General features: G+C 34.0%; 9 protein-coding genes and 1 tRNA gene. 8 read left to right on the forward strand and 2 right to left on the reverse strand.

Annotation, left to right across the window (positions count from 1 at the left end; all coding sequences use genetic code 11):
• Positions 1-52 precede the first annotated feature (52 nt).
• The 5 genes from ACP5QL_RS02060 to ACP5QL_RS02080 all read left to right on the forward strand — a co-directional run bounded on the left by ACP5QL_RS02060 (position 53) and on the right by ACP5QL_RS02080 (position 5,205).
• The gene (locus tag ACP5QL_RS02060; RefSeq protein ID WP_012584140.1) at positions 53-1,567 is read left to right on the forward strand and encodes a bifunctional metallophosphatase/5'-nucleotidase; all 1,515 of its coding nucleotides are present in this window, start codon (positions 53-55) and stop codon (positions 1,565-1,567) included.
• The gene (locus ACP5QL_RS02065; protein ID WP_272996595.1) at positions 1,568-1,780 is read left to right on the forward strand and encodes a hypothetical protein; all 213 of its coding nucleotides are present in this window, start codon (positions 1,568-1,570) and stop codon (positions 1,778-1,780) included.
• A gap of 2 nt (positions 1,781-1,782) precedes the next feature.
• Positions 1,783-3,528, forward strand: coding sequence for a pyruvate kinase (gene pyk / locus ACP5QL_RS02070; protein ID WP_012584142.1), 1,746 nt, complete (start codon positions 1,783-1,785; stop codon positions 3,526-3,528).
• The gene (locus ACP5QL_RS02075; RefSeq protein ID WP_012584143.1) at positions 3,506-3,859 is read left to right on the forward strand and encodes an FtsB family cell division protein; all 354 of its coding nucleotides are present in this window, start codon (positions 3,506-3,508) and stop codon (positions 3,857-3,859) included. The genes pyk and ACP5QL_RS02075 overlap by 23 nt, the downstream gene beginning before the upstream one ends.
• Positions 3,860-4,071: 212 nt before the next feature.
• The gene (locus ACP5QL_RS02080) at positions 4,072-5,205 is read left to right on the forward strand and encodes a putative DNA modification/repair radical SAM protein (protein ID WP_012584144.1); all 1,134 of its coding nucleotides are present in this window, start codon (positions 4,072-4,074) and stop codon (positions 5,203-5,205) included.
• An 18-nt stretch (positions 5,206-5,223) separates the two neighbouring features.
• Here the strand turns inward: ACP5QL_RS02080 and ACP5QL_RS02085 are convergent, their stop codons facing one another.
• The gene (locus ACP5QL_RS02085; RefSeq protein WP_273334435.1) at positions 5,224-6,564 is read right to left on the reverse strand and encodes a GH1 family beta-glucosidase; all 1,341 of its coding nucleotides are present in this window, start codon (positions 6,562-6,564) and stop codon (positions 5,224-5,226) included.
• A gap of 137 nt (positions 6,565-6,701) precedes the next feature.
• On the opposite strand from ACP5QL_RS02085, the gene ACP5QL_RS02090 reads away from it, so the two are divergent.
• From ACP5QL_RS02090 to ACP5QL_RS02100, 3 genes are all read left to right on the forward strand, one after another.
• A tRNA-Asn gene (locus tag ACP5QL_RS02090) sits at positions 6,702-6,776 on the forward strand.
• A 230-nt stretch (positions 6,777-7,006) separates the two neighbouring features.
• Positions 7,007-8,002, forward strand: coding sequence for a glycoside hydrolase family 130 protein (locus tag ACP5QL_RS02095; RefSeq protein ID WP_012584146.1), 996 nt, complete (start codon positions 7,007-7,009; stop codon positions 8,000-8,002).
• 42 nt (positions 8,003-8,044) lie between these two features.
• Positions 8,045-8,578 carry an archaemetzincin family Zn-dependent metalloprotease gene (locus ACP5QL_RS02100; protein ID WP_012584147.1) on the forward strand — a complete coding sequence of 178 codons (534 nt, stop codon included), beginning with the start codon at positions 8,045-8,047 and terminating at the stop codon, positions 8,576-8,578.
• Here the strand turns inward: ACP5QL_RS02100 and ACP5QL_RS02105 are convergent.
• Positions 8,555-10,996 carry a beta-mannosidase gene (locus tag ACP5QL_RS02105; RefSeq protein ID WP_428125126.1) on the reverse strand — a complete coding sequence of 814 codons (2,442 nt, stop codon included), beginning with the start codon at positions 10,994-10,996 and terminating at the stop codon, positions 8,555-8,557. The two genes, ACP5QL_RS02100 and ACP5QL_RS02105, sit on opposite strands and share 24 nt — an antisense overlap.
• Between the last annotated feature and the right edge of the window lie 404 nt (positions 10,997-11,400).

Consider the following 11,400-nt stretch of genomic DNA (forward strand, 5'->3'; position numbering starts at 1 on the left):
AAATAATGTGATAAAATTATTCCTGTAAAAACAATGAAAGGGGGTCATTGCAATGAGGCATTTTAAAAAGTTTTCCTTATTACTAATTGTGTTCTTCCTATTCTCTTCCCTTATCTTTGCTCAAGAGTTAAAGCCTATTGAGATCAAAATTCTCCACATTAACGATTTCCATGGCAGACTACAACCTTACATTGTAAAAAGTATAAGTGAGACTATCCCTGTAGGTGGTGGTGCTTACCTTTCTTATCTCATAAATGAAGAAAGATCCAAAAATCCCGATGGAACAATTCTTCTTTCAGCTGGAGATATGTTCCAAGGAACCCCCATATCTAACATATTCAAAGGGGAACCTGTAATAAAAATGATGAATTATCTAAAATTTGATGCCATGACTATTGGAAATCATGAATTTGACTGGGGACAAGAACTCCTTCAAACATGGATCAAAAATTCTAACTTTCCATACTTAGCTTCCAATATAATTAAGAATGGAGATTATCTTCCCAATGTAAAACCCTATGTAATTCTCGAAAGAAAGGGGCTAAAGATTGCAATTATAGGCTTAACTACTCCTGAAACAGCCTACATCGTAAAACCGGACTATGTAAAAGACTTGACCTTTTTAGAGCCAGAAAAAGTATTACCAAACTTAATAAAAGAGGTAAAGGAGAAAGGAGCTCAATTAATAGTTGTTCTTTCCCATTTAGGATATGATGCTGATAAAAAGTTAGCTGAGAATGTCCAAGGAATAGATGTAATTGTGGGAGGACATAGCCACACAGTAGTGACAAAACCCACTATTGTAAGGGGAACTATTATTGTCCAAGCAGGATACAATGGAATATATCTTGGAGTATTAGACCTTAAAATACAACCAGAGACAGGAATTATCCTTGACTTTACAAGAGAAAATGAGTTAAAGACTGTGTTTGCTGCCCCTGAAAATAAATATGATACAGAAGTAGCAAATTTAATTGAAACTTACAATAGTCAATTAAAAGAGGAGTTCTCTAAGGTAGTAGGAGAAACTTTAGTAGATCTTGTAAGGAATTACAATGAAGAGTCCAATGTTGGAAATGCCATTTGTGATGCTATGCTTGAGGCAAGTAAAGCCCAAATAGCATTCCAAAATAGTGGGGGAATAAGAATAGATATTCCAAAAGGAAAAATAACTATGGAGCAAGTTTATAGCTTGCTACCCTTTGATAACGTCTTGGTAGAAATGGATCTTACAGGAAAAGATATCTTAGATCTATTAGAGCAAAGTGCCACTTTAGAGAAGGGTATTTTACAAGTTGCAGGAATTAAAGTAAAATATGATATGAAAAGACCAATAGGATCAAGGGTGATCGAGGTCTTTGTTAATGAAGAACCATTAAATCCTAACAAGGTTTATAGAGTAGTAACTAATGATTTTCTTGCAGCAGGCGGAGATAAGTTTATAGCATTCACAAGAGGTAAGAATATAACCTATGGAGATATGCTAAGAGACGTATTTGTAGAATATCTTAAAAAGCATTCTCCTATAAGTCCTAAAGTTGAAGGAAGGAGTATAGTAATTAAATAGTTGAAGGAAAAAATTAAAGTTTTTGTCAACGGCGAAGAGATAGAAATATATCAGGGCATGCAAGTAAAGCATGCCCTGATTTCTTATGATTATGACCTTTATAAAAAGTGTGTTGAGGGTGAATACATAGTTGTAAACCAGGATGGATTTGAGTTAGGACTTGAAGGTGCATTAAATGATAATGCTAAAATATATACAAAAAGGAGGGAGTAATTTTGTTGAGAAAAACCAAAATAGTATGCACTATAGGTCCTGCCAGTGAAAGAGAAGAGATTTTAAGAGAGTTAATAAAAGCAGGAATGAACGTAGCAAGATTAAACTTCTCACATGGAGATTACAATGTCCATGGTGAAAGAATAAGACTAATAAGAAAGCTCTCTGAAGAATTAGAAACTCCTATACCCATTTTACAAGATCTCCAAGGACCAAAGATAAGAGTTGGAGAAATAGAAAACGACAAGGTATTTCTGAAAGATAATGAAGAGATTGCTCTTACCCCTAAAGAATTAGTAGGAAATGAAAAATTAGTTTCTGTAAGCTATCCTCACCTTCTCGAAGATATAAACATAGGAGATAGAATTCTTATTGATGATGGACTCATAGAGCTTAAAGTCATAGATAAAAAAGAAGACAAGTTAATATGCCACATTATCCATGGAGGCTATATTTCTAGTAGAAAAGGAGTAAACTTTCCTGATTCCACCCTTAGAGTTTCTCCTCTTACTGAAAAGGATAAAAAAGATGTACTTTTTGGAATTGAGAAAAAAGTAGACTTTATAGCTCTTTCCTTTGTACAAAGAGCTTCTGACATTTTAGAATTAAAAGAATTCCTTGAACTTCACGATGCTAGAATCCCTGTGATAGCTAAAATAGAAAAAAGAGAAGCGGTAAATAATTTCAGAGAAATCCTTGAAGTAGCAGATGGGATAATGGTAGCAAGAGGAGATCTTGCCATAGAAATGTCTAACGAAGAAGTACCACTAATACAAAAAAAGATAATAAGAGAAACAAGGCTTGCTGGAAAACCTGTAATAACAGCAACCCAAATGTTAATATCTATGGTGAATAATCCTACTCCAACAAGGGCAGAGGTAAGTGATGTGGCAAATGCAATCCTTGATGGTACCGATGCGGTGATGCTCTCTAATGAAACTGCCACAGGAAAATATCCTGTGGAAAGTGTACAAATAATGGATAAGATTGCAAGAAGAGTAGAAAAAGAATTCCCCTATGATACCTTTCTTCAAGAATCTAATTGTCATAAAAATATCACTGAAGCAATAACCTTTTCTACCTGTCAAATTGCAAAAGAAATTGAAGCCTCTGCAATAGTTACAGCAACTCACAGTGGCTTTACAGCAAGACATATATCAAAGTATAGGCCCAAAGCTCCAATCTTTGCCATCACTCATTTTCCTGAGGTCCAAAGAAGACTTAACCTATCTTGGGGAGTCACCCCCCTTCTTACAGAAGTATTCTACAATACTGATGAAATGTTTGAAAAATCCACAAAAATCTTACTGCAAAAAAATTATGTAAAAAGAGGAGATACCATAGTAATAACTGCAGGAATTCCCATGGGAATTTCAGGTATGACTAATCTTATAAAGGTACATGTGATAAGTGACGTAATAGGACAAGGTCATGGTCTTGGAGGAGAGGCTAAAACTGCCAAAGTAATTATCGCTAAAAATGCAAAAGAGGCAATAAGCAAAGTAACAGAGGATGTAATCCTCTTGATTCCAACTTTTGAGAAAGAATTAGAAATTATATTAGACAAACTCCAAGGAATAATAATTGAGGACGAAAAGATACCACCATTCCTAATTCCGTGGAGAAGTAAAGGTATAAGCATAATAGTGGGTGCTAAAAATTTATCAGAAAAATTAAAAGATAATGAGATCATTACTATAGATCCAGAAAGAGGAGTAATATATCGTGGCGTGGCAAGAATATATTAAAAAGAAACAAAAGTGCAAAATAGACCCTTACAAAATTATGTTCTTTTTCTTTTTACTATATCTTAGTCCATCTATCTATAACGGAGTCAAAGATTATATAGAATACACCAAAAAATTAAAGGAACTTTTAGAAAGAAAAACCAAATTGGAAAAAGAAGTAAAAGAATTAAGGGAAATTGCATACCATATGAATGATCCTTACATAATTGAAAAGATAGCCAGGGAAAAGCTATTTATGGGAAGACCAGGAGAAGAACCCATATTGATAATTGAAAAGAATACTGAAGATAAAAAATTAAAAATTGATTTCTTAAATCTTTTTAAGAAATAAATTTTAAAATATAATATCTTTGTCAAAATAAAATTTAAAATAACAGAGGTGAAAAGATGGGCAAGCAGTGGAGAGTTATTCTTAAAAGGAGAAGAAGAAAAGCAAGAGAAAAAAGAAGAAAAGAAAGACTCAAAATGCTCCTGAAGGAGCTAAAAAAGGCTTAATTTTAAATTATTTTATGTTTTTATTCTTTAAGAAGGACCCCATAGATTATGAATAATACTGAGAAATTAGAAATATTATCAGAAGCTGCCAAATTTGATCTATGTGGGTCCTTCTTATGCTCAAAAGAGTCAATCCAAAGAAAACCCACATTGAAGGGTTGGATATATCCTACCACTCTCCCCGATGGAAGAACAGTAAGACTTCTAAAAATCCTTTTATCCAATGATTGTATTCATAACTGCTACTACTGTGCCAATAGAAGAGATAGAAATTTCCAAAGAGTAAGCTTCACAGCTGATGAATTAGTAAGGCTTTTTTTAGAACTTAGGAGAAAAAATCTTGTTGACGGACTTTTCTTAAGCTCTGCAGTAACCAAATCTCCTAAGTATACCATGGAACAAATGTTAAAAACAGTAGAAATTCTAAGAGAAAAACACAATTTTAAAGGATATATTCATTTGAAAATCTTACCCGAATCTTCCTTGGACTACATAGAAGCAGCTATAAGGTATGCTGATAGAGTCTCTGTAAACTTAGAAGCTCCAAAGGAGGACTACCTTAAAGAAATCGCCCCCGAGAAAAATTTAAATCTTCTTATGAGTAAGCTTGAAATGATCAAAAAATTATCTGAAAGAAATCTAAAACCCAAATCTGGAATAACTACTCAATTTGTAGTAGGAGCCACAAGGGAAAAAGATATAGAAATTCTTTCCCTTACTTTCAAACTTTATCAAGAATATAACCTCTCGCGAGCTTATTTTAGTGCTTTTCAACCTATACCTCAAACCCCCTTAGAAGAACTACATCCTACCCCTACATGGAGAGAAGTAAGATTATATGAAGCGGATTTTCTAATTAGAAAATACAATTTTTCAATTGACGAACTTATCTTTGATGAAAATGGGAATCTTCCCCTAAGAGAAGACCCAAAAATCATTTGGGCAAAGGCAAATCCTCAATTTTTCCCAATAGAGATAAATACAGCAACCTACGAACAACTTTTAAGAATACCTGGAATCGGACCTATAAGCGCAAAGAAGATTATAAAGGTAAGAAAAGAACAAAAGATAAAAGACATAAAAGACTTGAAAAAGTTAGGAATTCAAGTAGAAAGATGCAAGAATTACATCTTAATAAATGGAAGAAGACCTTTCTCAGAGAAGCAACTCTCACTCCTCTAAGAAAGGGCTTTCATCAAGCTACTCCTCTATTCCGTTTTCCTCGATAACTTTTTTATAAAAGTAGGCACTATCTTTAAGTATTCTTTTTTGAGTATCATAATCTACATATATAATTCCAAATCTCTTACTATACCCATGAGCCCACTCAAAATTATCCATAAGGGACCATACAAAATATCCTCTTAAATCTACCCCATCCCTAATAGCAAAATATGCCCTTTTAATATGTTCTCTTAAGTACTCTATCCTCTTATTATCCTCTACCTTTCCATTCTCTAATTTATCATTATAAGCTGCTCCATTCTCAGTGATATAAATAGGAATTTTATAATCCCTATAAAGCTGAATAAGAATGTCATATAGCCCATCAGGATATATTTCCCATCCCATCTCTGTACGTTCATTGGGCCCCTCTATTCTTTTTAGACCTAAAAATTTATTACTCTCGTCATGAGCCACAATGTTTCTAGTGTAATAGTTTATACCCAAAAAATCTATAGGAGAGGATATAATATCAAAATCGGAGATAGGAAAATCAAAGCTCAAATAATTTTTCTCTAAGATCTTCCATATTACTTCTGGATATTTCTTCCTAAAAATAGGCTCAATAAACCATCTATTCTCAAAAGCATCTTGCACTTGTACTGCCCTCAAATCTTCCTCAGAATTAGTATAAGGATAAACTGCTGCAACATTTATGGTAATTCCAATATTTCCATTATATCCTCCCTCTTTATATGCCTGAACTGCAAGACCATGAGCAAGAAGAAGATTATGCCCAGCCACAAAAGCACCCTTAAGATCTTTTTTACCTGGAGCATGCCACCCCCATGCATAACCAAGAAAAGCATTAACAAAGGGCTCGTTTAAGGTGATCCATATAGGCACCATATCCCCAAATTTATAAAAAATAAAGCTTGCATATTCTGAGAAGTACTTTGCGGTATCCCTATTTAGCCATCCCCCTTTATCTTCAAGAGCTTGAGGAAGATCCCAATGATACAAAGTTATAGCTGGCTTAATATTTTTCTCAAGAAGTTTATTAATTAATCTTTCATAAAAGGAGACACCCTTAGGATTAATCTTTCCTCTTCCTTCGGGAAATATTCTGGGCCAAGAAATTGAAAACCTATAAGCCTTAAGTCCTATTTCAGCCATGAGCTCTACATCTTCCTCATAGCGGTGATAATGATCACATGCTACATCTCCATTTTGATTTTGATATATTGCTCCAGGAGTATGGGAAAATCTATCCCAAGTACTTTCTCCTTTACCATCCTCATTCCAAGCCCCTTCTATCTGATAAGATGCTGTCGCTGTTCCCCATAAAAAGTCCTTAGGAAAAACCAACTTAACCATATTCCCTACTCCTCCTCTATTTCAAATTTTTTGACTTTTGTTATCTTACTAAACTAAATTGCTTTTGGAAAGAGGGATTATACCCTTGATTTTTCAAAAAGTTTTTTATATAATTTTGTACAACAATAATTAATCGCTCCTCGGTAGCTCAACGGTAGAGCGGCCGGCTGTTAACCGGCGGGTTGCAGGTTCGAATCCTGCCCGAGGAGCCAAATTTTTTATTAAGATAAGAGTTGTAAATATCATCTTTAGAGTATTTCCTCAATTTATAATTTATAAAAAGAAGGGGCTAAAACAACCCTTACATAGAAGTAGCCTCTATTCTTAAACTTCTAAGCATTGGTCATTATCTCTATACTTATGTAAACTATTTTCATTGATTTTTATTGACTTAATCTAAGCATTAATATAACATTAAAAGAAAAAAGGAGGATCTTTAAGTATGGGGAAGTATCAAATAATTGGTGAAAAAATTCCTAATCTTCCTTGGGAAGATAGGCCTAAAGGAAGCAGTGACATTGTATGGAGATATTCGAAAAATCCAATCATCAAAAGAAACCACATTAAAAGAGCAAACAGTATTTTTAATAGTGCTGTTGTAACCTTTAATGGCAAATTTGCAGGAGTATTTAGAGTTGATGATAAGGCAAGATCCATGAATCTTCATGCAGGATTCAGCGAGGATGGTATAAATTGGGTTATAGAAGAGGAACCTATAAACTTTATTCAAAAAACCCGTGATCCCTTAATTAGCGAATATAAATACGATCCAAGGGTTACCTTTATTGAGGATCGTTATTACATAACCTGGTGTAATGGGTATTATGGTCCTACCATTGGAGTAGGATATACTTTTGATTTTAAAGAATTTTACCAGTTAGAAAATGCCTTCTTACCATACAATAGAAATGGAGTCCTTTTCCCAAGAAAGATTAACGGTAAATACGCTATGCTAAGTAGACCTTCTGATAGAGGACATACTCCCTTTGGAGATATTTTTTATAGTGAAAGCCCTGATATGATCCATTGGGGATGTCATAGGTTTGTTATGTCTGCAGGTCTTACAGGTTGGCAATCTCTAAAAATTGGAGCGGGTCCAACTCCAATTGAGACCAGTGAGGGATGGCTCCTTATTTATCATGGGGTACTTCTCTCTTGTAATGGATATGTATACAGCTTTAGTGCAGCTCTTTTGGATTTAGAAAAGCCATGGAAAGTTAAATATAGAGCAAGATCTTATCTTCTCTCTCCTCAAGAGTATTATGAGTGCGTAGGTGATGTCCCTAATGTGGCATTTCCGTGCGCAGCACTATGCGATTCAGAAACAGGAAGACTTGCTATCTATTATGGCGGTGCAGATACTGTAGTTGCTCTTGCTTTTGCTTATGTAGATGAGATTATTGATTTCCTAAAAGAAGATGGTATAAAATATGAGTAATTTAAAAACTATGGGGGGAGAGATTTCTCCCCCGCTGGGAATATGGAAAAATATATTTATATTGTTCCCATTGGAAATATAGAAAAAGATTTACTTGATTTTCTAAAGAAAAAAATAGAAGAAGTTTTTAATATAAAAGTAAAGGATTACAAAAACTTATCTATTCCTGAAGAGGCTTACAATCCCCAAAGGAAACAATATTACTCTTATCATTTTTTAAACCTACTGTCTTCTCTAAATCCACTTGATGCTTACAAAATCCTTGGAATCACTAATGTGGATTTATACACAGATTACTTAAACTTTATCTTTGGCGAAGCAATTGTGAATGGAAAAGAGTGTGTAATAAGTATTGCTCGCTTAGACAACAAATTTTATAACCTACCTGCTGATAATGAACTTCTAAAATTAAGAACCCTAAAAGAAGCAGTACACGAATTAGGACACACTATGGGGTTAAAACACTGTGAAACCCCATCTTGTGTCATGTATTTTTCAAATACTCTCGCTGATACCGACAAAAAGAGCTATAACTTCTGTCCTAAATGTAAATCAAGACTTTCTAACTTTTTTTAGGTTATAGCCCTCTATTTCTAATTTATCTTCTAATTCTTTTAGGGAATATGGTGCCTTAAATTTTATACTATATTTAGTTTTAGGATAGATATTTACAAAATTGTCCTCCCATTCAGCATTCTCAAGTTTTAAAGCCACCCATAAAGATAGAAAATCACTTTCCATATTCAGCAGATAGGAGTTTTCTCCAATCTCCTCCACGTTATACACAACTACCGCATCTGGAAGATCCAAATGTTTAAAGGGAGCAAAGAAATATTCATTTTGATCCATAAGCTCCCCCTTTTCATTATAAAGCTTGACATAGAAAAATTCTTTGTATTTATCAATATCTTCTAATTTAAATTCTCCGAGAACTACTGAGGAGTTTTCAGGAATTTCAATCTCTACTTCTCTTTTTCCCCTCCTCTTTCCCCGAAAAGTACTTATGGCATATTCCATTTTTCCATAAAATTTTTCAAGAGTATCATTAACTCCAAAGACCAAAAGTTTTCCATTTCGGGGCTCAATATTAACCTTAATATTCCTAAAAGCCCTTTTTACAAAGTAATAAGAGGGTTTTAAATTTTTGTAATAATCTATGATACTCCAGCTCACCACAGGCCAACAATCGTTCCATTGCCAGATTAAACTTCCAGAGGTATGAAATTTATTATTTCTCCAATGCTCTATTCCCGTCTTTAAAGCAAGTCCTTGAATTACCTGAGAAAGATAAATATATTCATCCATGTCCTCAGTTATTTTGAAATGTCCGGCAATATATCTTATTATCCTTTCAGTTCCCTCTCTTGCTTTATTATGAAACTCCATCTCTACACTTTGAGGATAATACTCTTTTTCTGAAGTTATAAACTTTTTAATAGTTTCAGCTACAGGTGGAGCTTGCATACCAAATTCACTTATAAATCTTCCGTTGTCCCTGAGATAACCATTAAAGTCAACCCAACCATGCCAAATCTCCCAGTTATGTCTATCTCCTATTTCTTGAGAATTAGGATCTTTACCCCCATAAGGGCTACTGGGCCAATAAGGCCTTGTCAAATCAAGCCTGGCACAAACATCAGGGAGAACCCTGTTATATATTTCCTCTCCCCAGAATTTTTCCCTCTCTCCCCACCATTTAGCATAATATCCCCAATGATTTTCATTATTTCCACACCAAAGTACTATAGAGGGATGATTTCTTAGTCTTTTTATTACAAACTCTGCTTCCTTTTGCACCTCACTTAAAAATTCCTCATCATCAGGATACTCTGCACAGGCAAACATAAAGTCCTGCCAAACCATTATCCCAAGCTCATCGCACAAGTCATAGAATATATCGTTTTCATATATTCCTCCACCCCAAACTCTCAACATATTTAATCCAGCTTCCTTAGCTCGAGTAAGTAGAACTCTATAGTCTTCTTCTTTTATTCTTGGAAGGAAGCTATCTGCAGGAATCCAATTAGCACCCTTTGCAAAAATAGGTATGTTATTTATCTTAAATATAAAACTCTCACCCTTAGCATCTTCTTGAGTAAAAAGTTCTACCTTTCTTATTCCAAATCTTTCTTCTACCTTATCAAGAACTTCCCCATTCTCGTCAAGAAGTACCAATTGCAAGGTATATAAATTTTGTTCCCCGTATCCTTGAGGAAACCAAAGTTTTGGATTTTTAATGGTCAATGGAATTTTTAGAAATATTCTTCCTTCAGGAAGAGTAAACCTTAGTCTTTGTTCAAGTACAGGTTTTTTATGTGAGATTCTAAAAGCTATATCTACAGGAATAGATTCTTGCAGCTCAATATCTAATTCAATATTTATTTGAGCATTCTCTCCAAGGTTCCTTACAGGTACCCAAACATCAAGAAGTCTTGCTTTATTCCAACCTTTTAATTTTACTGATTTCCATATTCCAGAAGTAGCAAGGCGTGGTCCCCAATCCCAACCAAAAGAATATTGAGCTTTTCTCCCAAAAACCCTTGGAGAGTAATCTCCTCCATGAAGCTTAAAAGGATATTTATCAGCTCTTTCCTCAAGTACCTTTATAGGCGAAAGAAGCTTCACTTCAAGTATGTTTTCTCCCTCTACTAAAAAATCCTTAACATTAAATTCCCAACTTATAAACATATTGTCAGTTTCACCAACTTTTTTACCGTTAAGATATATCTCAGAAAAGGTATCTATACCCTCAAATTCTAAATAGATAGAAGAGTAATTTAGAAAGTCTTTTTTTATCTCAAATTTCTTGCGATACAACCAATCCTCTTTCTCCACCCACTGTACCTCAAGTTCATTTTTTCCTATAAAGGGATCTGGAATGATATTGTTTTCCATTAAATCCAAGTGTACACATCCAGGAACTTTTGCTTTATACCATCTTTTATCCTTAATTCCCTTAAATTCCCACTCTCCGTCAAGCCTCAATATCTCCATAAATAAAAATCCTCCCTCGAGAGAATTTATTAAGTATAGCTTAATCATACTTTAAATGTAAAGATTTCGAATTGCCTCATATAAAAATCTACTTAAAAATTTTAAAATAAAAAGGAGGAATTTTTTAAATGGAAGAAACAATAAAATTAGGAAGAGAATATACAATGTATTACCTACCTTAATAAAGTATGAGAATTAGTCCTGCTACTATTTATAATTCTTTCTCCTGAAAAGAAGAAACTTGAACTTAAAAAAGATACCCATAAGAACATTCTCTTGTAGGTCATGATGGAGGTAATGTTAAAGGAGAGTTTTGTTACACCTTGAATGCTACAGATATAAAAACATGCTGGGTAGAGATGAAAGCAGTTTTTAGGTATAGATTCTGATAATGGCTCTGAATT

It is taken from the genome of Dictyoglomus sp. (assembly GCF_049968615.1).
Classification (GTDB): Bacteria; Dictyoglomota; Dictyoglomia; order Dictyoglomales; family Dictyoglomaceae; genus Dictyoglomus; species Dictyoglomus turgidum.

Coding starts and splice junctions, on each gene's coding strand:
- ACP5QL_RS02060 (WP_012584140.1), top strand. CDS start 53: ATGAGGCATTTTAAAAAGTTTTCCTTATTACTAATTGTGTTCTTCCTA.
- ACP5QL_RS02080 (WP_012584144.1), top strand. CDS start 4,072: ATGAATAATACTGAGAAATTAGAAATATTATCAGAAGCTGCCAAATTT.
- ACP5QL_RS02100 (WP_012584147.1), top strand. CDS start 8,045: ATGGAAAAATATATTTATATTGTTCCCATTGGAAATATAGAAAAAGAT.
- ACP5QL_RS02085 (WP_273334435.1), bottom strand. CDS start 6,564: ATGGTTAAGTTGGTTTTTCCTAAGGACTTTTTATGGGGAACAGCGACA.
- ACP5QL_RS02095 (WP_012584146.1), top strand. CDS start 7,007: ATGGGGAAGTATCAAATAATTGGTGAAAAAATTCCTAATCTTCCTTGG.
- ACP5QL_RS02105 (WP_428125126.1), bottom strand. CDS start 10,996: ATGGAGATATTGAGGCTTGACGGAGAGTGGGAATTTAAGGGAATTAAG.